Source organism: Pseudoxanthobacter soli DSM 19599 (assembly GCF_900148505.1).
Taxonomy (GTDB): domain Bacteria; phylum Pseudomonadota; class Alphaproteobacteria; order Rhizobiales; family Segnochrobactraceae; genus Pseudoxanthobacter; species Pseudoxanthobacter soli.
The window spans coordinates 579,396-603,167 of sequence record NZ_FRXO01000002.1; the positions used below are offsets into that span (position 1 = coordinate 579,396).

General features: G+C 69.9%; 16 protein-coding genes. 3 read left to right on the forward strand and 13 right to left on the reverse strand.

The genetic code is table 11. The features are described from left to right. Positions 1-200 precede the first annotated feature (200 nt). A complete protein-coding gene (locus tag BUF17_RS06965; RefSeq protein WP_139282440.1) occupies positions 201-2,435 on the reverse strand; it encodes a L,D-transpeptidase family protein in 2,235 nt (744 codons plus the stop codon). A gap of 299 nt (positions 2,436-2,734) precedes the next feature. Continuing rightward, positions 2,735-3,688 carry an acetyl-CoA carboxylase carboxyltransferase subunit alpha gene (locus BUF17_RS06970; RefSeq protein ID WP_073626897.1) on the reverse strand — a complete coding sequence of 318 codons (954 nt, stop codon included), beginning with the start codon at positions 3,686-3,688 and terminating at the stop codon, positions 2,735-2,737. 304 nt (positions 3,689-3,992) lie between these two features. Between BUF17_RS06970 and BUF17_RS06975 the strand changes: the two genes are divergently transcribed. After that, positions 3,993-4,799 (forward strand): exodeoxyribonuclease III, encoded by an 807-nt coding sequence (locus BUF17_RS06975; protein ID WP_073626898.1) that lies wholly within the window; start codon positions 3,993-3,995, stop codon positions 4,797-4,799. 4 nt (positions 4,800-4,803) lie between these two features. Here BUF17_RS06975 and BUF17_RS06980 read toward each other — a convergent pair whose 3' ends face one another. Continuing rightward, the gene (locus BUF17_RS06980; protein WP_073626899.1) at positions 4,804-5,316 is read right to left on the reverse strand and encodes a Crp/Fnr family transcriptional regulator; all 513 of its coding nucleotides are present in this window, start codon (positions 5,314-5,316) and stop codon (positions 4,804-4,806) included. 72 nt (positions 5,317-5,388) lie between these two features. Continuing rightward, complete coding sequence (locus BUF17_RS06985; protein WP_073627259.1) at positions 5,389-6,099, reverse strand: response regulator transcription factor; 711 nt, start codon at positions 6,097-6,099, stop codon at positions 5,389-5,391. A gap of 542 nt (positions 6,100-6,641) precedes the next feature. On the opposite strand from BUF17_RS06985, the gene BUF17_RS06990 reads away from it, so the two are divergent. Together BUF17_RS06990 and BUF17_RS23370 are read left to right on the forward strand one after the other, a co-directional pair. After that, positions 6,642-7,145, forward strand: coding sequence for a L,D-transpeptidase family protein (locus BUF17_RS06990; RefSeq protein WP_244530790.1), 504 nt, complete (start codon positions 6,642-6,644; stop codon positions 7,143-7,145). 605 nt (positions 7,146-7,750) lie between these two features. Beyond that, complete coding sequence (locus tag BUF17_RS23370; RefSeq protein WP_073626900.1) at positions 7,751-8,995, forward strand: hypothetical protein; 1,245 nt, start codon at positions 7,751-7,753, stop codon at positions 8,993-8,995. A 252-nt stretch (positions 8,996-9,247) separates the two neighbouring features. Here BUF17_RS23370 and BUF17_RS22495 read toward each other — a convergent pair whose 3' ends face one another. The 9 genes from BUF17_RS22495 to BUF17_RS07040 form a co-directional block, all read right to left on the reverse strand. Continuing rightward, positions 9,248-10,582 (reverse strand): hypothetical protein, encoded by a 1,335-nt coding sequence (locus BUF17_RS22495; RefSeq protein WP_073626901.1) that lies wholly within the window; start codon positions 10,580-10,582, stop codon positions 9,248-9,250. A gap of 201 nt (positions 10,583-10,783) precedes the next feature. Next, positions 10,784-12,529: an ABC transporter permease gene (locus BUF17_RS07005; protein ID WP_084564173.1), complete on the reverse strand. Its 1,746-nt coding sequence runs from the start codon at positions 12,527-12,529 to the stop codon at positions 10,784-10,786. A gap of 466 nt (positions 12,530-12,995) precedes the next feature. Next, positions 12,996-13,286 (reverse strand): hypothetical protein, encoded by a 291-nt coding sequence (locus BUF17_RS07010; protein WP_073626903.1) that lies wholly within the window; start codon positions 13,284-13,286, stop codon positions 12,996-12,998. A 371-nt stretch (positions 13,287-13,657) separates the two neighbouring features. After that, the gene (locus BUF17_RS07015; protein ID WP_073626904.1) at positions 13,658-15,502 is read right to left on the reverse strand and encodes a DUF3858 domain-containing protein; all 1,845 of its coding nucleotides are present in this window, start codon (positions 15,500-15,502) and stop codon (positions 13,658-13,660) included. Positions 15,503-15,754: 252 nt separating this feature from the next. After that, positions 15,755-17,317, reverse strand: a complete 1,563-nt coding sequence (gene adiC, locus BUF17_RS07020) for an arginine/agmatine antiporter (RefSeq protein WP_073626905.1) — start codon at positions 17,315-17,317, stop codon at positions 15,755-15,757. Between the two features lie 73 nt (positions 17,318-17,390). Beyond that, entirely contained in the window at positions 17,391-19,697 is a 2,307-nt protein-coding gene (locus BUF17_RS07025; protein WP_073626906.1) for an Orn/Lys/Arg family decarboxylase, read from the reverse strand. A 221-nt stretch (positions 19,698-19,918) separates the two neighbouring features. Next, positions 19,919-20,980, reverse strand: a complete 1,062-nt coding sequence (locus tag BUF17_RS07030) for a substrate-binding domain-containing protein (RefSeq protein WP_342185832.1) — start codon at positions 20,978-20,980, stop codon at positions 19,919-19,921. A gap of 69 nt (positions 20,981-21,049) precedes the next feature. Further along, complete coding sequence (locus BUF17_RS07035; protein WP_073626907.1) at positions 21,050-22,093, reverse strand: ABC transporter permease; 1,044 nt, start codon at positions 22,091-22,093, stop codon at positions 21,050-21,052. Next, entirely contained in the window at positions 22,090-23,589 is a 1,500-nt protein-coding gene (locus BUF17_RS07040) for a sugar ABC transporter ATP-binding protein (RefSeq protein WP_244530791.1), read from the reverse strand. Before BUF17_RS07040 ends, BUF17_RS07035 begins: the two co-directional genes overlap by 4 nt. Between the last annotated feature and the right edge of the window lie 183 nt (positions 23,590-23,772).

Genomic DNA, 23,772 nt, shown 5'->3' on the forward strand with positions numbered 1-23,772 from the left:
CGGCAGGAACCGGCGTGCCCGTCCGCGCGAGTCCGTCCCGGGACGCCGGCACCGGCGCCGGCGACAACCCAGTACCCGGCCATACGACACCCAGAACGACAGAAGCCCTGCCACGATCTCCCGGGGCGGGGCTTCAGAAATGTCGGGCGGGACAAGAGCGCGCCCGGCCGCAGCTGCGCCGGGACCGCCTCATCCCCGCATCATTCGCCGAACATGTCGAACGCCTTGGCGAAGACGGACTTCTTGGCCGGCGGATTGGCGGAATCGAGCACCAGCGGCTTCGACGCGGCCGGCGCGGCATTGGCGGCCGGCGCGGCCGAAGCAGCCGGTTCCGCGCTGGCGACAGGCGCCGCCGGCTTCGCCGCGACTGGTTTGGCCGCAACGGGCTTGGCCGCAACCGGCTTGGGCGCAACGGGTTTGGCGGCTGCAGCAGGCTGGCTTGCCGTCGGCTGGGTTGCCACGACGGGGGTGGCGGCAGGCGTGGTCGCGGGAACGGAGGTGCGCAGAGGTGCGGCGGCCATCGCGTCAGTCGCCGCCGCAGTCGCCGGCGTCGGAATGACAGCAACGGGCTTTGCCGGAGCGGCCACCGGCGCCGCGAGCGCGGGCGAAGCGACGGCGGGTGCCGCCGCCGCAGCCGGAACGGCCGGCACGACGGCCGGAGCCGCGGAGGCCGCACCACCGGAGAGCGCCGGGCGGGGCACCGGCAGGACTTCCATCGAGAGATTGGCCGGCAGGCCCGCCGCGCTGGCACCAGAGGCTTCGAGCGAGGCCACCTGGACCGGGGCGGCCGGCTGCGCGGAAGCGGTCGCCACCCCAGCCGGATGGACCGGCAAAACCTGAACCGGAGCGCCCTGAGCCGGCGTGGCCTGAGCGACCGCGGACGCGGCGGGATCGGCCTCGGCGGCTCCGGCGAGCACCGGCGCGCCCTCGCCGGCCGGTGTCTTCGGCTTTCCAAAGAGGCCGTCGAACCAGCCGCGGATCATCGTGCCGCCGCTTTCGAGGATGCCCGCCTTGGCGGTGCGCGTGTCCCCGGCCTGATCGGCCTGCGCCGTGCCGGGCTTCTCAGGCGGCAACAGCCCGGAGGATTCCGTGTCGGCGGACGCGACCTGAACCTGCCCCGGCGTGGCGGCGGTCGTGGCGGCGGGCGTGGCAGCGATGGCCGCCTCGGCGACGGCGGGCCGCGCGGAGCCGGTGGCGACCGTCGTGGCGGAGGCAACGGCGGCTTCCGCCGGAAGCGGCGCGGCCGTCGCGGCGGCGGGCGCGGTCGACGCAGGTGCGGCGGACGAAGGTGTAGCGGACGAAGGCGCAGCGGAGGCGATCATGACCGACGCCGCGGCGGGCCGCTTGGCGATCGGCTGCGGCAGGCCCGGGCGGACGATGGTCGACTGATTCGGGTTCGGGTTGGCGCTCGCGATCATCAGGAAGCGCGCGGCGTCTTCCTCGCGCTGCTTCTCGCGGCGCACCTTCGGCAGGAGCGCGGCGACCTTGACGTCGTCCTGCTTGCTCTTGGAGGCGACGGCGAGCTGCAGCGTCTGCGGCATCGTCAGTTCCGGGCAGTCCCGGGTCGGGACCAGCGCGGCACCGGACTTCACCGGCGTGGAATCGAACACGTACTTGCGGCCGCAGACATCGACCTTCGGCACCTGACGGGTGACTTCGAAATGGTCGTAGCCCTCCTTCAGCATCTTCCAGAAGGGCATGTTGGGGTCGTCATAGTGCTCGGCGATGTTCTCAGGCGTCATCTTGAACGGATAGGCCTGGAACTGGAACGCCTTCTGGCCGCCGGCGAAGGCATCGCGGGCGAGCGCATAGATCTGCTCGATCTGGGGATCGGTCATCGCGTAGCAGCCGCGCGACGAGCAGGCGCCGTGGACCATCAGATTGGTGCCGTAGCGGCCGAGCGAGCGGTCGTAGGCGTTGGGGAACCCGGTGTTGAAGGCGAGATAATAGTTGGAATTCGGGTTCATCAGGCCCTGGGTGATCATGTAGAAGCCTTCCGGCGCTTGCCGGTCGCCTTCCTTCACCTTCGGGCCGAGATTGCCGGACCACTTGCAGATATCGAACGTCTCGAGCAGCGCGTAGCGGCCGTTGCGGGTCTGCTTCCAGACCTCGAGCTTGGACTCCTTCTTGAACAGCCGAACCATGATCGGCGAGTTCTTGTCCATGTCGAGGGTCTGCATCCGCGCGACCAGGATCGGGCTCACCGGCGCGCGGGACTTCTGCGGTCCGCCATAGACCGTCTTGTAGGGGGAAACCGTCGCGACCTCGTCGGCCTGGCAGCCGGCGAGCACCAGCGCGGCCGCCATCACCGCGGCGCGGCCGACGGCCTTGGCCGACAGCACGCCGAAAGCGCGGGAAGCACGCACGGAAAGCTTCGCCCGCCCGTTGGCGCGGGTTTCGCTGGCGCCGCCTTCGCGGTCGCCGGTGGTGGTCATTCTGAACATCAGATCGGCCGACATCACGCTCGAAACGAACTCCGGAACGGGTCGCCTTGGGTCATCCTGACCGGGTCGGAAAACAAGCCTTTCCAAGCACCGGACGGACGCCGCTGGCCGCTGGAGAATAACGAGACACGGTTACCAAGTGGTGATCGCCGAACGAATGCCGAACACCCACCCCGCGGCGGAGAGATCGCTCGGCGCCCGATCACCACCGGCAAGCGCGCAAGACGGGAGAACAACCCGCGCAGATGCTGCCCCAAGCCGCGCGTGCGCGCAACGGAAAGGATGCAATTTTAGAGATTGCGGCCGATGGCGAGGAACTTTTCCCGCCGCATCCGCTTGATGCTGTCCGCGTCGTGCCCGACCAGATCGTCCAGCGCGCGCGATACCGCCTCGCCGACGCCCTGGAACACGGTCGCCGGCCCGCGATGGGCGCCGCCCACCGGCTCGGGGATGATCTCGTCCACCACGCCGAGCCGCACGAGGTCGTCGGCGGTGATCTTCATGTTGGTGGCCGCGTCCTGCGCGCGGGCCGAATCGCGCCACAGGATCGAGGCGGCGCCTTCCGGCGAGATCACGCTGTAGACCGAGTGCTGCAGCATCATCACGCGGTTGGCGGTCGCGAGCGCGATCGCCCCGCCCGAACCGCCTTCGCCGATGATGACGGCGACATTGGGCACGCCCAGATTGAGGCAGGCTTCCGTCGAGCGCGCGATCGCCTCGGCCTGGCCGCGCTCCTCCGCGCCGATGCCGGGATAGGCGCCGGCGGTATCGACCAGCGCCACGACCGGCAGGCCGAAGCGGTCCGCGATCTCCATCACGCGCACGGCCTTGCGGTAGCCTTCCGGCCGCGCCATGCCGAAATTGTGCTTGAGGCGGCTCTGGGTGTCGGAGCCCTTTTCCTGGGCGAGGATCGCCACCGGGCGGCCATGGAAGCGTCCGAGGCCGGTGATCACCGCCGCATCCTCGCCGAACGCGCGGTCGCCGGCGAGCGGCGTGAATTCCGTCACGAGAGCGCGGATATAATCGACGGCATGGGGCCGGTCGGGATGGCGCGCCACCAGGGTCTTCTGCCAAGGCGTCAGCTTGGCGTAGGCGTCCTGAAGCGCCTGCGCGGCCTTGGCCTCGAGCCGGGCGATCTCGTCACCCACATCGACGGCCGCACCGTCGGCGGCGAGCGCCCTGAGCTCCTGGACCTTGCCCTCGAGGTCGGCAACCGGCTTCTCGAAGTCTAGGTAGCTGCGCATTCCACCGTCCGTGACTGGTCTTCGACCGCCCCGGCGGCCATCCGTCGGACGGCAAGGAACAGGCGATCGCACACAGAAAAACATCCGGCCGCGCCGGGCCGGGCGAACTCAAGGCGGGAGTAGTGGCTACCTGAGAGGCAAAATGTCAAGGCCGGCATGTGCGCGCCGTGTGCCGTTTCGCCCCACGAGCCGGGTCGGACGGCCCCCGAAGCGGCCTGGAAAAGTGTCCGCGACGGACGAGAACGCTTGTTTCGCCGCCGCCGCTCGCCCATCGTGCGCCCTCCCGCCTTTGACCGGTTTGCCGATGTCCGAACGCCTCGTCCTCGCCACCTGGAACGTCAACTCGATCCGTTCGCGGCTCGATCATCTCGCCCGCTTCGTCGAGATGCGCGCGCCCGACGTGATCTGCCTGCAGGAAACCCGGTGCCCGGACGGCAGCTTCCCCAGCGCGGCGGTGCGCGCGCTCGGCTACGAGCACATGACGCTGAACAGCCGCAAGGGCCACCACGGCGTCGCCATCCTCTCCCGGCGCCCGCTGACGGGCGCGACGCCGGAACAGATCGCCTCCCAGGAGGAGGCGCGCCAGCAGCGCGCCGGGGTCGCCTTCGCCGGCGGCCTCGTCACCGTGCACAATCTCTATGTTCCGGCGGGCGGCGACATTCCCGACCCGGCCGTCAATCCGCGCTTCGCCGCCAAGATCGCTTTCCTCGATGCCATGCACGCGTGGTCGCCGGCGGTGACGGGCGAAGGCGGCGCCATCCTGGTCGGAGACCTCAACGTGGCGCCGCTGCCCGAGGACGTCTGGTCCCACCGCCAGCTGCTCGACGTCGTCAGCCACACGCCCGGCGAAACCGGGCGCATGGTCGACATCCTGTCCTGCGGCTGGGTGGATGTGGTGCGCGCGGCGCGCCCGGTACCCGAGAAGGTCTATACGTGGTGGAGCTACCGCTCCCGCGACTGGCGCGAGAGCAACAAGGGTCGCCGCCTCGACCACGTCTGGGCGACGCCGGACATCGCCGCCCGCGTCGTCTCGGTGGAGATCATGGACGAGACCCGGGGCTGGGAGCGGCCCTCGGACCATGTCCCCATCGTCATCACGCTGGAAGCCTGAGGGCTCAGCCGACGGCCGGCGCCGGCTCGCCGGCATCCTCGGCGGCGGTCCGCGCCTGCAGGTCCTTCACGGTCGCGAGTTCGGTGGCGACCAGGCCCGCTTGGGCCGCGAGCGCCGAAAGCTGCGCCGCGAGGCGCGCGTGCATCTTGCCGGCGATGGCCGGATATTCCAGGAGCATCCGCCGGAACGCCGCCCGGCGGATCGCGAAGACGTCCGTCGGCTCCGCCGCCACGGCACGGAAGGCGTAGGGCCCCTCGACCAGCAGGCTTTCCACCGTCAGCACCGCGCCGGGACCGGCCTCCACCGGCACCCGGTCGCCGGACGCATCGGAAAGCTCGAACCGCCCGGACGCCACGACAAACCCGCCATCGGCCGGCGCACCCGCCTCGAACAGCACCTCGCCGCCGGCGACCGACCTGCCCTCGCCGCTGAAGGCGAGCAGCCGCAGCTGGTCGTCGTCGAGATCGGCGAACAGCGGAACGCGCCTGAGGGCGGCGATGTCTTCGGCAAGACTCATGTCAGGCAAGACTCATGTCACATGGCTCATGTCGCGAGACTCATGTCGCTCCGTTCCGGCCGAGGCCCGCGTTCAGGCCTGTGCCGCGTCGCGCGCCGGGTTCGGCACCAGCTTGTAGCCGCCGCCTTCGGTCACGAGCAGTTCCGCCGAGGAGGGATCGCGCTCGATCTTCTGGCGCAGGCGATAGATGTGGGTTTCGAGCGTGTGGGTGGTCACGCCCGAATTGTAGCCCCAGACCTCGTGCAGCAGCACGTCGCGCCCGATCGCCTTCTCGCCGGAGCGATAGAGGAACTTCAGGATGGCCGTTTCCTTCTCGGTCAGGCGCACCTTCGAACCGCGCTCGTCCACCAGAAGCTTGGCGCTCGGGCGGAAGGTGTAGCGGCCGATGGAGAACGTCGCGTCCTCGCTCTGCTCGAACTGGCGCAGGTGGGCGCGGATGCGCGCGAGCAGCACCGCGAACTTCACGGGCTTCGTCACGTAGTCGTTGGCGCCCGATTCGAGGCCGAGAATGGTGTCGGCCTCGCCCTCGTGGCCCGTAACCACGATCACCGGCGCCTTGAAACCGTTACGCCGCAGAAGCTTGACCGCCTCGCGGCCGTCGAGATCGGGCAGCCCGACATCCATCAGCACGAGGTCGACAGGGGTGCCGCGGATGAACTGGATCGCTTCGGCTGCGGTTTCGGCCTGGACGGGGGCGAACTCGTCCGTCAGCGCCAACTGCTCGGAAAGCGCCGAGCGCAGGTCCGGGTCGTCGTCGACGATCAGGATCGTGCGGGTCGTCATCGTGCGGTTATCCTCCACCGTCATCTTGGGCGCCCGGGAGCTGCCTGCATCCGCCGGGCCGGACTTGCGCCGGACTCGCGACCGGACGGAACGCGGCATCGGCGCTCTACGGCCCTGCCGTCCCGCCGCGGCATCCGCCGGAACACGCCCGGCGAGCCGAATCGGCCGCTTTTTCCTTGCACTCTGTTTTCGGTTATTTCACGCCGGACGCCAGAGCGGCCGTTCTCACAATATCGTATCCTCGCGCCCGGCCCAACCCGCGGCGGCCGGGATTTCAGGGCATGGTTCGCCGCCAGGCGGCGCCAGACCGGGCGGGCCGGCGTACCGGCCGACAGGAAATCGATCCGGATTCAAGGGCTTGTGCACGATCCTGCCGCACAGGCAGGGGCAATGCGGGCGCGCGTCGATCCGCAGGGATTATGCTATAGCGCGCGGACCGAACCGAAACACGGAGACACGGGGACATGCCGTTCGTGCCGATTCCAGGCCTCCAGCGCCCGCAGCGCCGGGGCGGGACGCCCCCGAGGCGGCCGGCGGTCTTGGTGGTACGCCCCCGTCCGGGCCGGCCGCGGCAGGGTCTGCTCGCCTTCGCGGGAACCGTCTGGCCGTGCGCCCTCGGCACCGGCGGCATCCGCCACATCAAGCGCGAGAGCGACGGCGGCACGCCGGCCGGACGGCACGCGCTGATGGCCCTGCTGTGGCGCGCGGACAGGACGCGCCGGCCCGCGAGCCCGTTGCCGTCGCGGGCCGCGCGCCCCGGCGACGGCTGGTGCGACGCCCCCGCCGACGGCCGCTACAACAGGTTCGTGCGGCTGCCGTTCGCGCCCTCCCACGAGACGCTGATGCGGGAAGACGGGCTCTACGATATCGTCGTCGTCCTCGACTTCAACATCACCCGGCGCGTGGCCGGGCGCGGCAGTGCGATCTTCCTGCACTGCGCCCGGCCGGGGCTGGAGCCGACCGCCGGCTGTGTCGCGCTGCCGCGCGAGACGCTGGCCCGGCTCCTGAGCCGCCTGCCGGCGCGCGCGGTACTGGTCGTGCCATGATGACGGTGACATGAAAGCGGTGGCCTGAGCCCCAAAGCGGCGACGCAAACGGCGCGCCGGCCGCATTGCGGTCTCGTTGCCGCCGAACTCCTCGGGCACGAAGGATCGCCGGCTTCCGGCGGACGATCCCGGCGATCCGGAACAAGCTCTTTGCCGTGATGACATTTCTCGACCAATATTCACGTCTGCGTGGGTTCGACGTCAGCTTCGCGCAGGGTCCGGCGGCCAGAGTGCCGTTGTCGATCCTGCTGCGCCGCCGCTGCCCCCCGGCAGGCGCAACCGGATCGGCACCGGCTCGCCGGCTGACGGAGGCAACTTCGTCCGGCAATGGGTCGGCGGATGCGGCGTGCGGAGCATCTGCACCGGGCGTGGAGCATGGCAGCGCAGGCCGTTTCACGGCCCGTGCGCCATGCTCCGAACCGACGACGGACGCGGGGCGGTCGCCCGGCCGGGTGAACCCCGGCCGACGGGCGGACGCGCCGGGTCGACATCGCCAGCCGATTCACACGGTCGAACAGGCCGGCGGGGATACGGCCCCTACGAGGCGTGTGCGCGACCCCGCGGGCGCGCGTAGCCGGATCCAGACACGGAGCCTATCGTCCGAAATGCCCGGTCCCGACACATGCGGCCTCGAACCTTCCCGTCTCCATCCGGACGGCCATGATTCGGACGGTCTCCATCCGGACGACCTCGATCCGGGCGGTCGCTTCAGGTCCGCGCCGGAGACGGCTCCCGCCGGCCGCCTTGCCCGCTTCCTCGCCGGCGCGGCCCTGCCCGCCGCGATCCCCGCCCTCGCCGCGGCGGTGCTGGCGCTCGGCGGCGCCCCCGAGGCCCGCGCGCAATATCCGATGGCGAGCCCCGGCGTGATGTGGTGGGGGCAGCCGCCGCGCAACCCGACACCGCCGGAAATCCCGCCCTACGAGCGCGGCTTCATCAATGCCCAGATCGCCAACGCGATGGAGTTCGCCCCGGCGAACACGCCGCGGACGATTCCGATTCCGTCCGGCGCGAGCATGACCATCCGGGCATCGGCGCCCTATGCCGGCCCGGGACCGCAAGGGCGCTGCCGGACCTTTTCCTATCAGTATCGCGGCTCGACCGGCCTGCACATGACGGTGCGCGGCGAGCGCTGCCGGCTGCCGAGCGACGACTGGGTCGCACCCGGCGCCGACACCGCGTTCATCTCGCCCCCTCCCCCGCCGCCGCCACCGCCGCCACCGCCTGCGCCGCCGGTGATGGTGGTGCCGCCGCCGGTCGTCGGAGCGCCGTTGCCACCGCCCGTGGTGGTGCCGGCACCGCCGCGCGTCGCCACAACGCCTCCTCGCGTCGCCACCGCGCCGCCGCGCACCGCGCCCGCTCCGAAGCCGTCGAAGCCGCCGCCGTCAGCCGCGGTGCCGCCGCCGATTCCGACCGTGATCCTGCCGCTGCCGCGGCCGGGCGACGAGCCGCCGCCGGAGCAGGTGGCCGCACAGCCCGCCACCCCGGAGGCCCCGCCGCCGGCTCCCGCGCCGGCCCCGGCCGAGCCGCCGGCCCCCGTGGTACAAACGGAGCCGCCGCCCCAGGAGGATGTCCAGGCGCCGCCGATCTCCCAGGAGAACGACCCGCAGGTCATCAGCATGCTGTCGAACCTGCGCTATCTCGACAGCGGCACGACGCCGACGCCGGATCAGGTGAAGTCGGCGATCGGCACCTTCGAGAGCGACGAGGGCATCACCCAGCCGCTTTCGCTCAATGCGCTGCAAAGCCGGCTGATGCTGGCGCAGGGCCGGCTTTTGAAGTTCGCGCCGTGCGCGGCGCCCATCGGCACCGGCGAGGAGACCATCTTCGGGGTGTGCGTCTCGAACAACTGAACAGGCGCCCGCCCGACGCGGCGGGACCTGATGCGGCGGGACAGGACGGCGCGCCTTCCGGGTCGGCCGTTTTCGCCGCTCCGCGCAAGGCCGCGGTTCGAGGCCGCGGTTCGAGGCCGAAGGACTCTTCAAGGGCGTGATGATATCGCCGTCGTTCGGACCGCATCGGTTCGAACGCGATATGCCCGCGTGGACCGGGCGAAGCCGCAGGCTTCGGAAGCCTCGGCGTGGCCCTCGCCGGGCCGCGCGTCCTCAGCCCTGGCCGGGAAGGAAGCGGACCGTGAGCGGCTGCTCGATGGAGCGCACCTCGACCGTCGTCGCGTCGCCGATCGGCACCACCACCTGTTCGCGGCCGACGATGGTGTAGACCGTGCCGTCCACCCGCAGCCGGAACGGGCCATTGGCGGAGATGATCGCCGGCCCGTCGGAGAACACCGCCGGATCGACCGGCAGATTGGTCCAGTTGGTGCTGGCCTGCACTTCGATACCGGAGGTCAGGAAGCCCGCCGTCTTCAGCCAAGACCGACCGTAGACCGCCGCGAGCACCACGAGGCAGGTGACGACCGCGAGCTGGATCACCCGCGTGCGCCGGGCGGTGCGAACGAACTGGGCCGGCGTTTCCTGCCGGGGCGGCGGCGGAGGAGGAGGAGCGGATCGCGCCGCGGACTTTGCCTTCGAAGGCTTCGCCCCCCCACGCAGCCTGCCGCGCAGCGGACCCGGCCAGAGCGACTTCAGCCAGCCGGGCTTGCCATCGCCACGGGCGGCCGGTGCGGCCTCGGCGGGCCTCGCGCCGGCCGAGAACCCCGCGCCGGCGGCAGCACCGAGGGCCGCACCAGACGCGCTGCCGGCCGAAGAGGCCTGGGGCGCGAAGGCCGGCGCCTCCACCGCAGGCGCCCCGGCGGCGGTGGTTTCTTCGCCGGAGGCCGCCGCGTCGCCTTCCGCCTTCTCCGCCGCGATGTCCGCGCCGGGCTTGACGTCTTCCAGCGCGGCATCGAACGAGGGTTTCGTCTCCTCGGGTGCGTCGGTTGCGAATTTCGGCGTGAGATCGGATTTCGGCTGCGGCACGGCCGGGGAGAACGCCGCTTCGCCGGCAGGTTCTCCGGCCATGACGTCTTCCGGCGCGGATTCCGTCGGCTCGGGTTCGACAGCCGCGACTTCGGGCTCCGCCCCGGACTTGGATTCGGATCCGGAAACGTCGAAGACAGGCTCGATCCGTCCATCTTCGAGGTCCGGTTCGACCGCCGCCGCAGAAGCCGCGGCGGTTGCGGCCGACACGGCCGGTTCGGCTTCGAGGGCCTCGCCGCCGACGTCCGCCGCCACCCGATCCGGCGCGAGGCCGTCACGCGCGGCGATCACCTCCGGTTCGTCGGCATCGGTCCCGCCGGAAGCGGCGCCCGGTGCGTCCGCACGCGCGGCTTCGGACTCATCCGCGGCTTCGGCAGCGACGGCGGCCGGCGAGGCGGCCGGGGCCGGCTCGGCGGCGCGCACGTCCTCGCCCGCGGCGTCAGTGCCGGCGCCATCGGCGCCCGGCGCCTCGTGGGTCTCGGCAACCGCGTCGGCTTCGGCGGCCGCCGGCTGCTCTTCCATTGGATGGATCGAGTTCGATGCGCCGCAATGCGGGCAGCTGCGGCCTTGCGCAAACAGGGGCTCGCCGCATTCGAAACACCGGAAGCGGGCAACGGCCGGCCTGATCGAGGAAGAAGACATCACCACCGCGGATCCGGATTGAAATACGTGGTTCCATTATCGCGGATCGGGCCGAACGAGACAATCGCGGATCGGCCCCGATCAGGCCGGACGATGCTGTAAAGCGTCCCGGATTTCGGCCGAAGCTTGCCTGCGCGCAAGGTTACGCCCGCCCGCGCTCGCGCGCGCCAGCACGATCACCGGAACCAGCCCGACGGCGACGATGGCCAGCGCCGCCAGCGCGCCATCCTCGAAGCGCTCGCGCGAGGCGGCATTGAACACCGTGGTCGCCAGAGTCTCGAAATTGAACGGCCTGAGCAGCACGGTCGCCGGCAGTTCCTTCATCGTCTCGACGAACACGATCAGGCCCGCGGTGGCGATCGAGGGCCGGAGCAGCGGCAGCAGCACGTCGCGGAGCGTGCCGGCGGCGCTGCGGCCGAGTGTGCGGGCCGCCATGTCGAGGTGGGGGGAAAGCCGGCCGAGGCCGGTCTCGACATTGCCGATCGGCACCGCCAGGAACCGGACGCAATAGGCATAGACGAGCCCCGCGCCGGAGCCGGCGAGCATCAGACCGGCGGCGAGCCCGAACAGGTCGCGCAGCGTGCGGGCCAGCGCCGCGTCGAGGCTCGAAAGCGGCATGAGGATGCCGACCGCCAGCACCGTGCCCGGCACCGCATAGCCGATGGAGGCGATTGCGGCCCCGACCCGTGGCCAGCGCCCCGGCTTCAGCCGCACGGCATAGGCGACCGCCGCGCCGGCGGCGACCGTGGAGACGGCCGCGACGATGGCGAGCGAGATGCTGTGGAACCCCGCGAGCGCCAGCGCGGGATCGGAAGCCTGGTCGAGCCGGCGCAACGCCGAGCGCGCCAGCACGAGCGCCGGCAGCACGAACCCGGCCACCACCGGCAGGGCGCAGAACGCCGCGACGGCGAGCCCCCGGCCCCTCGGCAGCGGCCGCGGCACCACGACGGCGGCCCGGCTGCCGGCGTGAAAGCGCTGGCGGCGCCGGGCGGCGCGTTCCACCGCGACGAGGGCGAACATCGCCGCGAGCATCGCGACGGAAATCTGCGCCGCGCCGGCCAGCGAATTTCGGTTGAGCCAAGTGTCGTAGACGGAAACCGTCAGCGTGCGCACCCCGAGATATTGCACCGCGCCGATGTCGTTGAGGCTTTCCATCAGCGCCAGCGAAATGCCGACCGCGATCGCCGGGCGGGCGAGCGGCAGCGCCACGCGGAAGAACAGCCGCCAGGGGCCAGCGCCGAGGGTGCGCGCCACGTCGAGCGCGGCGGCGGACTGCATCAGGAAGGTCGCCCGGGCGCTGAGATAGACATAGGGATAGAGCACCGTGCCCATGACGAACACGGCGCCGCCGAGGGTCCGCACCTCCGGGAACCAGTAGTCGCGCTTGGAGGTCACCCCCAGCACCGCCCGCAGGCCGGACTGCACCGGGCCGGCGAAATCGAGCAGTTCCACCGCCGCGAACGCGGCGATGTAGGTCGGCACCGCCAGCGGCAGCAGCAGCGCCCAGTCCAGCACCCTGCGGCCGGGGAAGCGATACATCGTGACCGCCCAGGCCGCGCCGACGCCGACCACACCGGTGACGATGCCGATGCCCGCCATCAGCCAGGCGGTCTCGGCGATGGCCCGCGGCAGCACCGTGGAGACGAGGTGCGACCACACGCCGTCAGAAGGCCCGAACGCCAGAACGACGACGGCGACGAGGGGCGCGAGCGCGGCGGCGGCCAGCACGGCGACCGCGACGGACCAGCCCGGCTCATGCCGGCGCACGGCCGGCATAGCAGCCGCGCCGCCTGCCGCTCGCGCGGTCTCGCACCCGTCTCCGGCCATCAGACCTCCAAGCCCCGACGGACGGGAACGGCATCTTGCCCGTCTTCGTCCCGCCCATCCCCCGGGTCAGAGCGCTCTCCGATCGGATGGCCTCATCCGATCGACCAGAAATCGCTCCAGATTCAAAGGGTTGAGCATATCCTTGTCGTTCAGATCGAACCGATCTGAACGGGATATGCTCTAGGCGCCCGCGGGGCGGCGAGTCAATCGCTCCGCGGGAAAATCCGCTGTCGCCCCAACAGTCTGGAGGAAATCCAAAGTGGCATCGTTGGCCAAAAAAGCAGACGGCGCGGATGCCTCGCATCCGCGCCGTCCCCGGGGCTAGAGCATATCCCGTTCAGATCGAACCGATCTGCACGACAAGGATATGCTCTAGCTTTTGAATCTGGAGCGATTTCTGGTCGATCGGATGAGTCCATCAGATCGGAAAGCGCTCTAACCCCTGAAATCCCGTCGTCGCCGCGCGTCAGATGTGGTCTTCGACCCAGTTGGCCGCACCGCCGACGATGCCGCCATCGACGGCGCCGCTGCCGCCATAAGCCACCGAAGCGATCGCCGCCCCGCCCACGATCTCGGCCGCCGTCGCCCCGGCTGCCAGCGCGAACGGCGCGGAGGCGACCGCCGCGGTGACCGCGGCCCCGACACCGACCACCGCGCCCACACCGGCACCGATCGCGGAGAGGCTGATGCCCCCGTTGATCTCGTCCAGCGCGGAATCATCGATCTTGGAAGCAAAAGAATGCTTGGAGATATTCATCATCGCTCTCGCGCGCAGTTATCAACATTCGAAATTCTTCAGAACTCATGTTCTGACGATTAGAATCTATCCGCGATGCCTGTGAGGAACAACTTAATTATAGTTCATGAAAGCATCGTCGTTCGATATTCAAGACTAGGGCAAAATAAAGACGTCCAAGCGCGAAGGTCGCGGCAAAAGATGGCGGCCTCGACGGCGAGCCGACCGTCCCGGTACCAATCGTCCGGGCACCAGCGGTCCCGGCGCCAAAGGTCCCGGCGCAAAGCCGCGCGGCGGGAACGCACGATTCGTCCCGGCGCGGCCACATGCCCGCGCCCGAGGGGCCGCGCGCGCAGGGGGGATGCGCGCACAAGGGCGACGCGTACGAGAGATTATTGCGCGCGGTCGAGCGCCACGATGGCGTGCATGTCGTCGACCAGCGCATAGATCACCGACTGGAGATCCGCGTAGTCCTGCGGCTGAACCACTCTCTGCTTCAGCACCAGATGCCGGTGCACCGCAAGCTGCGCACCGTCGAGCGTGTAGGCGGCGGTGTAGGCGCCGACGCCGTTGTCGACGCTCACCGCCGGCGGCAGCGCCTTCAGGCTCCATCCGTCCGGCAGGGAGATCGTCGACGTCCACGTCACGTCGACGATGTCGAGCTCGAACGGCAGCGTCCGCTTGGCCGTCCGGGTGAGATAGCCGCGCAACGCCGGCACGGGCGCGAAGTTCGGGCCCACCGGCAGCATCATGTAGGGCGCATCGGGCGCGATGCCGTGGGGGCTCGTCCAGCTCGCGCGGATCTCGAACGGCGTGTCGAGGTTCTCCGGATCGGTCGTCCTGATGCGGCCGAAGCCACCTTCAAGGGTCGAGCCGAGCCGCGCTTCCATCTGGCGCGCCGCGTCGGCGTGACTGGCGAGCAGCGCGCGCAGCTCCGCCGCCACCACCGGGGTCATCGTCGCCGTGAGGTCGCCGGCCATCGTCCCGTCGGCTTCGATGGCGATCCGGGAGGTCGCCTCGAACGCGGCGGAGGCCGGCGTCAGCGCGGGCGTGGTCTTCATCGCCGGCTGTTCGGCCGCGATCACCACGGTCTTGCCGGCCAGCGTCCGGTCGAGCACGCCGAACGCCGCGAACTGGTCGGTCGGGTCGTCGAACAGGTCATAGTCGGGCAGGTAGACGATGACGTGGTTGAACATCGACGAGAACGGCACCGGCGGCGGTGTGTAGATGTCGCCGAGATTGATCAGCGCCGGGGCGGAGCGGATGCCGACCGCCGCCAGCAGCGCCTGCATCAGGGCGACATGATCCTTGCAGTCGCCGTAGCCGTTCTTCAGCACCGTCGCCGCATCGTGGGGCACCAGCGTGGCGCCCTCGTCGAGCCAGACGGCGAGATAACGGATGTTGTCGGTCATCCAGTCGTGGATGGCGTGGGCGGCATCGGGGCCGGTCCTGTCGCCGACGATCCGGGCCGCCAGCGCCTTGATGTCGGGCGTCACAGCGATCTTGTCGATGCTGTTGCGCTGGTAGATCGCGCCGATCTCCTCATAGCTCTTCAGCGAGGACGCCATGAAGATCGGCCCCGTCTCCACGATCGGAAGCGCATGGGGCTCCTCGTCGGTGACGAGCGGATGGGTGAGCCGAAGCTGCGCCGTGATCGTCCGGGTGTCGCCGCTCGAGGTGTCGGAGACCTCGAAGCCGCCTTCCTGGCCGATCGTCAGGGGAAGGTCCTTCGGCAGGCGGATGGAGACGCCGAGCGTGCCGACGCCGGTGCGGGAGGGCACGAACGCCTCGTTGAAGCCGAACAGCGGCAGCGTCTTCACGGTCAGCTGGTAGGCGACATGGACGCGGCTGCCGATCCTGAGCTGGGGCAGGATCAGGGTCGCGGTCTGGGTGGAGACGAAGCCGGGGCTGTTGCGCGCCGCCTCCGAGGGGCGGACCAGCACGGAGTTCGGCGCCGGCTCCTGCCGCGTTCCGTCCGGTTCCTGCACCCAGGCCTCGACGAAGCGCACGGAGCTTGTCGCGGGATCGAAGGTCACCGCCTGTTCGCTGTGCCCCGCCGCGTCTTCCGGCGTGCGGATCGTGCTCTCGCCCGTCACCGTCAGCACATAGGAATAATCCTGCGCGATCTGGAAATCGTAGGTCAGCAGGTCGCCCGCGCTTGCCGCGTCGTCGGCCCGCGCCGTGGCGATCACGAGGAGCGAAAGGACGGCACTCAACAACACACCGAGGCGGGGCATATCCACTCCACGCAAGAACCAGCGGGCGTGAGCCTCCTATGCCCCGCGCCGAAAATCAACGCGCGGTGCGGACGCGAACCATGGCGGGACACCGCAGGGCGGCGCCCCGGCCGGCCCGGCGCCGGGTGGTCCGGCGCCCCCGAGCGCTTTCCGATCGGATGGACTCATCCGATCGACAAGAAATCGCTCCAGATTCAAAGCCTTGAGCATATCCTTGTCGTTCAGATCGGTTCGATCTGAACGGGGTATGCTCTAGGGGGCCGGCGCAGCCGGGGCCGGCGTTTCTGTCGTCGCAGGTGTTTCCGTCGTCGCAGGCCCCGTGATCGCGGCGCCGGGCTGGGGCGAGCGCGTCCGCAGCAGCAGGTCTTCCCGCTTGCCGACGGATTCCCAGAACATCAGCGCCAGCGCGGCGATGGTGATGGCCAGCGTGACATAGCGCACCCACCGGGGCGCCTTCCCGCCCGGTTCCATGCGGTGCTCCTCGATGTCGCGCTTGTGGTTCAGCGCCAGGGCATAGAACACGATGGTGGAGATGACGAAGATCAGCGACCAGCGCGTCTGGTTGCCGTCCGAGCCGACCAGGGCCCAGAGACTATAGACCGCCGCAATGACCGCGATGATCGAGTAGAGGCCATATTCGCCCTGCGGCATCGCCTTGTAGCCGAGCACCTTGATGGCGATGGCCGAATAGATATACGGCAGCAGCGTCATGATGACCGCGATGGACGCGATCTTGCCGAACTGCGCGCTCGCCGTCGGCGACATCGTGGCGAAGATCTGCACGGTCATGATGACCGCCACGATCGCGAGCCCGATCGACGGCACTCCCTTGGCGTTCACCTTGGCGAACACGTTGGGAAAAAGACCGTCGTCGGCCGCCGCCTTGGCGGTCTGGCCCACCAGCAGCGTCCAGCCGGCCAGCGAACCGAGGCAGCCGATGGCGGCGCAGGCCGCGACCGCGTCGCCGGCCCAGCCGCCGAGCGCGAGGCGCGCGGCATCGGCGAACGGCGCCGACGAAGCGACGAGCTGGCCGTTCGGGATCATGCCCATGATCGCTGTCGAGGACAGGATGTAGCATACCGCCGCCAGCGTGACGCCGGCGAGCGTGGCGATCGGCACGTTGCGGCGCGGATTCTCGACGACCCCGGCCGAGACCGAGGCCGTCTCGACGCCGATGAAGGCCCAAAGCGTGAAATTCAGCGTCATGCCGACGGCGCTGAGACCATCCTTGCCCGAGACGTTCCAGCCGGCGGCGTAGGTCGCCGAGGAGAACCAGAACCACCCGATCAGCGCCATGCCGATGATCGGCACCAGCGCGAACATGGTGGTGAGCGATTGCAGCCGCCCGACGAATTTCGGCCCGAGGATGTTGGCGTAGGTGAAGAACCACACCACCGCCACCTGGGCGAACGCCAGGATCAGCGGCTGCTTCAGCACCGGGAAGAAGTGGCTGAGATAGCCGAGCCCGGCGACCGCGAGCCCGACATTGCCGACGACGTTGGCGAGCCAGTAGATCAGGTTGGTCTGGTAGCCCATATAATCGCCGAACGCCTTGCGGGCGTAGGCATAGGGACCGCCCGCGGCGGGATCGATCGCCGCGAGGCGCGCGAACACCAGCGCGAGGGCCAGCGCGCCGATCAGCGTCACGATCCAGCCGAACACCGCGATGCCGCCGATGGCGGCGAGATTGGCCGGCAGCATGAACACGCCGGAGCCCATCATGTTGCCGGCCACCATCAGCGTGGCGGCGATGACGCCGATCTTGCCGCTGTCCGCGGGCGCCGCCCTGTCCGTCGCCGTTGCCGCCGTCGCCATCGCCGCTTTCTCCCCTTGCGGATTTCCCGGAGATCCGCGCCCGCCGTCGTGTCCGTTCCGGCCGTTGCCGGTGTCAGGCCGCTTCCGGCCGCTTGACGCAGTGGATGCGGTAGGCGCCGTCCTCCACCTCCACGCCGTGGGTGTCGTGGGTGAAGCCGGGGAAGCGCAGGTCGAAGGCTTCGAGCGCCCTGAGATAGCCGATCAGCGGGCCGTCGGCCGCGCCGGCGTTCTCGCCCGGCATCATCAGCGGAATGCCCGGCGGATAGGGCACGACGCCCGTCGCCACGGTGCGGCCGGCGAGTTCGTCGAGGCCGAGCTGCTCCACATCGCCCCTGACCAGCGTCTCGTAGGCCTGCACCGGGCTCATGTCCGGGTGCGGCAGCACCGAGAAGGCATCCGCCATGGCCGCCGTGGTGCCGAGTTCCGACATCGCCTCGAACATCATGTCGCAGAGCTGGCGAAGCCCGAGCGTGCCGTAGCGGTCGCCGTGGGCGGCGACGAGGTCGGGCAGCACTTCGGCAAGGCGCACGTCGGCGTCGTAGTCGCGCTTGAAGTCGAGCAGCGCGTTGACGAGCGTGCCCCACTTGCCCTTGGTCACGCCGAGGGAGAACAGGAACAGGATGGTGAAGTCCGTGGTCTTCTCCACCACGATGCCGCGCGCGTCGAGATAGGCGGTGACCACGGCCGCCGGGATGCCGACCGGCATCAGCCCGCCGGTGGCGGCGACGCCCGGCGTCACCACCGAGACCTTGATCGGGTCGAGCATGCAGTAGCCGTCCTCGACGTCGCCGAAGCCGTGCCACTGGGCGCCGGGCTTCAGCACCCAGGCGGAGGGATCGCGGACGAGAAGCGCCTCCGGCGCCTCGTGGAACGGCATCACCTTGCCCGTCGCGGGGTCGCGCACCGTGTCCGGCTGCCAGACGTCGAAGAACCAGCTGCCGCTGTCGGACAGCTCCGTGTTGATGCGCGCCACCGTCTGGCGGAACGACACCGCCTCGCGGATCGATTCCGTTGTCAGCGCCTTGCCGGACGGGCCGTCCATCATCGCCGCCGAGATGTCGTTCGAGGCGATGATGGCGTATTGCGGCGAGGTGGAGGCGTGCATCATGAACGCCTCGTTGAAGCGCCCGTGGGGAATGGCGCGCCGTCCGTCGCGGACGTGGATGAACGAGGCCTGGGAGAGCGCGGCGAGAAGCTTGTGGGTCGACTGGGTGGCGAACACCGTGGGCTTCGAGGCATCGTGGTCGCCCGGCTCGCCGTGCATCGCGAAGCGGTCGCGATAGAGCGGATTGAACCGGGCGTAGCCGTACCATGCCTCGTCGAAATGCAGCCGGTCGACGCTTTCGCCGAGCAGTTCCTCGACGCGGGTGACGTTGTAGCAGAGGCCGTCATAGGTCGAGTTGGTGATGACGGCATGGACCGGCGTCGGGTCGATCTCCGGCGTCACCAGCGGGTTGTCGGCGATGGCCCGGCGGACGCCGACCGGCGTCAGGTGTTCCGGGCGGATCGGGCCGATGATGCCGTAGCGGTTGCGCGACGGCAGCAGATAGGTCGGGATCGCGCCCGACATGGTCATCGCGTGCTCGACCGACTTGTGGCAGTTGCGGTCGCACAGCGCCACCTGGTTGCGCGTGACGCTCGCCATCAGGATGACGCGGTTCGAGGTCGATGAGCCGTTGGTGACCGTATAGGAGCGGTGCGCGCCGAAGACCCGCGCGGCATAGGCCTCTCCGGCGCCGATCGGCCCGGAATGGTCGAGCAGGGATCCGAGATCGCCGACCGAGATCGACAGGTCCGAGCGGAACAGGTTCTCGCCGAAGAACTCGAAGAAGGCGCGCCCGGCCGGATGCTTGAGGAAGGCTGTGCCGCCGGTGTGGCCCGGCGTGTGCCAGGAATATTCGAACACCTGGGCGAAGCGGACGAGCGCGGCGGCCATCGGCGGCAGCACGTTGTCGCGGTAGCGCCGCATCGCCGCGACGATGCGGCCGGAGATGAATTCCGGCGTGTCCTCGAGCAGCCAGATGAAATCGTCGGCGTCGGTCATCACCTGCACCGAGAGCGAGGAGGCGGCGGTGCGCTCGGCGAGCAGGAACACCGGCATTGCCGCGTTGCGCTCCCTCAGCGCCGTCAGCAGCGCCTCGGCATCGCTATGGTCGTTCCCATCGCCGAGATCCCAGTCCAGCACGAGGCACTGGATCGAGGCGTCGTTGAGGGCGACCGAGCGGCCGTCGTCGGCCGAAAGCGCCTCCACCACCTCGACGTCCCGGCCGCGCAGGTCCTCGATCAGCTTGCGCGCGGCCCGGCCCGTCGCCGTTTCGGCGCGCAGTTCGTCGTCCACGAACAGGAGCCGCATGCCGAGACGATTTTCCCTGGTGTCCATTCCAGCGGCCTCCCCTTTACCTCAGGCCGGCGTGCCGGCCGTTTCGGGAAGGATGCACGCCTTTCACCGGCGCGAAACGAGAAAGATCAATTCCCGCCGCCCTTCCGGTTGCAACGGGCGCATTCTGGCCAGAATGCGCGGGGCGCGCTCCCGGGATGGGAACGCGCCCCGTTCGATGCAGAGGCCGTGGGCAGCGCCGGACGCCGGCCGCTTGAAGAGCCTCAGTTCGTGACGCCCTTGGCGATCCACGACGCCGTCACCTGGTCCTTCAGGTCGAAGCCCGGCAGCTTGGCGTTCAGCTCTTCCTCGTTCTTCACGTCGTTGTCGTTGAGGAATGTCTGGGTGATGAGGGTCGGCGGCAGCAGCACGCGGGTGTCCTTCAGTTCGCCGGTGCGGGCGAGCGCGACGGCCCGAAGCGCCGCGGCGCCGGTGCCCGACGCACTGACCGCCGAGGTCGCCACCCACGGGCTGCCCGGCTCGCGGATCGCCTGGATGTCGGAGGTCGAGACGTCGACGCTGTAGATCTTGATCCGGTCGGAGAGGCCGGCCTCGTCGACCGCGATCTTGGCGCCGCGGGCGAACTCGTCCCAGGGCGCGAGGATGACGTTGATGTCCGGCTTGGCCCGCAGCGTCGCGGCGGTCTGGTTGGCGACGGTCTCGGCCGGGGTGTCGTCCACCGCGCCCCACTGCGCCAGCTGCTCGACCTTCGGATGCGCGGCCTTGAACGCCTTCCAGGCGACATCGCGCTTGTCGAGCGCGGGGAAGCCTTCGACATAGATGTAGCCGGCCTTGAAGGCGTCGCCGTTGTCCTTCACCGCCTGGCCCAGCACGAGGTCGAGCTGCTTCGACTCGTCCTGGTCGATGACGACCACCTCTTTCTGCGGCAGCGTGATGTTCTGCGCGACGACGGTGATGCCCGCGTCGATCGCTTCCTGCACCACGTCCGAGACCGCCTCGCCCTTGCCGCCGGCGATGATGATGCCGTCGACGCCGAGATTGATCGCCTGACGGATCTGCTCGCGCTCCTCGTCCGGCTTCTGACGGCCTTGGAACGAGCGCAGCTCGATGCCGAGCTCGTCGGCCTGGCGTTTCACGCCCGCCTCGTAGTTCTGGTAGTAGTCGCCGCCCGACAGGTAGACGATCAGCGCGACGCGCACGCCGCCCTTGTCGAACGGGGCCGGCGCGCCGGGAATGCCCGCGGCGGAGGCGGAGAAGCTCGCGAGCCCCAGCGGAGCGGCGATGGCCGCGGCGGCGGCAAGGCGGAGGAGTGAGCGACGGATCACGGCGGACGTCCTTCTTTTGGCGAGATCTTTGGTGTCGAGGTCTTTGGAAGCGGTGGATTTGCCGGCGGCTCATGCCGTGCGGCGCGCGAGCCCGAAGGTGAGAGCGAGCGCGCCGATGAGGACCGCGCCCTTGACGAAATCCTGGAGGTAGTAGGGCGCGTTCAGCATGGTCAGTCCGTTGAGCAGCACGCCCACGAACACCGCGCCGACCACGGTGCCGAACACGTTGGGCCGGCTGGCGCCGAGCACCGCGTAGCCGATGAGCGAAGCCGCCACGGCATCGAGCATCAGGGAGTTGCCGGCGCTGACGTCGCCGCGCCCGAGCCGGGCGGCGAGCAGGATGCCGCCGAGCGACGCGATCAGCGACGACAGCACATAGGCTGAGGTGCGGTAGAGCCTGGTCGGCGCACCGGCGAGATGGGCGGCGAGTTCCGAGCCGCCGACCGCATAGAACACCCGGCCCCAGCGGGTTCGCTCCATCAGAAACCAGAACGCGACGGCGACCACGGCGAGCACGACCACCGGCACCGGCACCACGCCCCAGAGCCGGGCGCGGCCGAGCGCGAGGAATTCCGCCGGAAACACGCCGGTCGCCGACGAACCGTCGAGCAGGGCCATGCCGGGCGCGATCGAGCGGCCGCCGGTCGGGATCAGCTGCAGACCCGCGAGCAGGAACAGCATGCCGAGCGTCGCCAGCAGGTCCGGCACCCGCAGGCGCACGATCAGGAAGGCGTTGATGAGGCCGACCAGCGCGCCGATGGCGAGCGTCACCGCCACCGCCTCCAGCCCCGAGCCGTTCAGCACGATCAGCACATAGGCCGCCGCCATCTGGGAGAGCGCGGCGAGCGCGCCGACCGAAAGGTCGAACCCGCCGACAGCCGACGACACCGTCACACCGATGCCGAGCAGGGCGACGATCGCCACAGCCTGCAGGATGCTGAAGATGTTGGCGATGCGCAGGAAGGCCGGTTCCTGGGTCTGGAACGCCACGATCATGACGGCGAGCAGCACGAAGATGCCGCTCTTGATGGTGAGCTGGCGCCACGACAGGGCGTGGTCGGATCGCCGGCCCACCGTGACCGGCAGGGAAGGCTGGTTGGCGAGATCGGTCATGAGGGGACGCCTGTGTGGGAAGGAAGCGAGGCCGGGACCGGGGCATCGGTAGACGGCGGGAGGTCGGGAAGAATGCGGTGGGCTTCCATCGCGACGATGCGGTCGCCGACCTCGAGGGCTTCCTCGTAGTCGCTGACGAACACCACGGTCGCGCGGTCCGCCGAGCGCGCGCGCAGCGCCGCGACGATGTCCTCGCGCGCGCCGACATCGACGCCCTGGAACGGCTCGTCGAGCAGCAGCAGCCGCGCCGGTTCGGCATGCCAGCGCGCCAGCACCACCTTCTGCTGGTTGCCGCCGGAAAGCGCGGTCAGGGGGTCGCGGCCGTCGCGGGCCTTGATGCCGAAGCTGCGGATGGCCCGCGCCGCCACCTCCACCTCTTTCCTCGCCGGCAAAAGACCGCCGGGAGACCATTGCGGCAGGAAGGGAAATCCGACGGTGCCGGCGATCGAGGCGAACGGCACGCTCGACGGGAAGAACGAGGTCCGCCAACGGTCCTCGCCCGCATAGAACACGCCGTCGCGGATCGAGCGGGCGGGGCTCACCGGGATCCAGCGGGCGCCGTCCAGCGTGATTTCACCCTCGACCAGCGGCCAGATGCCGAAGATCGCCCCGGCGAGCGTGGTCTTGCCCGCGCCGAGCGGGCCGGTGACCGCGACGATCTCGCCGCGCTCGATCTCGAGGTCGAACGGCCCGTCGCCACGCGGGAGCCGGGCGCCCCTGAGGGAGAAGAACGCGCGGCCGGTGCGCGCGACGGCGGTGCGCGAGACCCGCTTCACCGTCCGCCCGATCATCGCCTCCACCGCGGCATCGTGGTCGATGGGCGGCACGAATTCCGCGGCGACCGCACCGTCGCGCAGCACCACGACGCGGCTCGCCAGCCGCGACAGGTCGGGAAGCTTGTGGGAGATGTAGATGATGGCGACGCCATCGTCGCGCAGCGCTTCGATCAGCGCGAACAGCCGCTCGGCTTCGGCCTTGGAAAGGCTCGCCGTCGGCTCGTCGAAGATCATCACCTTCGGCTTGCGGGCGAGCGCCCGGGCGATGGCGATCAACTGGCGGTCCGCGAGCGACACCGTTTCGAGGCGGGCACGGAGATCGACGCCGAGGCCGACCCGTGCCGCGCGCGCGGCCGCCTCCGCCCGCACCGCGCGGCCGGAGAGCACCAGCGGCGAGCGCCCCGTGCAATAGAGATCGATGAGCAGGTTGTCGGCGACGCTGAGGGTGGGAACGCCGACATCGGCGATCGATTGGTGAACGGCGACGATGCCGGCCGCCTCCGCCGCCGCCGGGCCGTCGAACGCGACCTCCGCGCCATCGAGCGCGATGGTGCCGCCGTCCGCCGGCTGCACGCCGGAAATGATCTTCACCAGCGTGGACTTGCCGGCGCCGTTCGCCCCCATCAGCGCCAGGATCTCTCCCGGACGGACGTCGAGGTCCACGCCCGCAAGCGCCCGCGTCGGGCCGTAATGCTTGGTGATGGTCCTGAGACGAAGCACGGTCAACCTCTGGCGGAAGCGTCGCGGGGCCATCCCGCGATGCCTGCCGATCCTAGAGGTGCGGCCTGCCCGAGGCAGGCCATAATCCACTAAAAAACTAGACTAAAGCGGATTGGTTTGGCGCCGCCGCGGCCCGAGAAAAAAGAAAGGGGCCCGCGCCGGGGCCCCTTCCTGTCGTCGCTG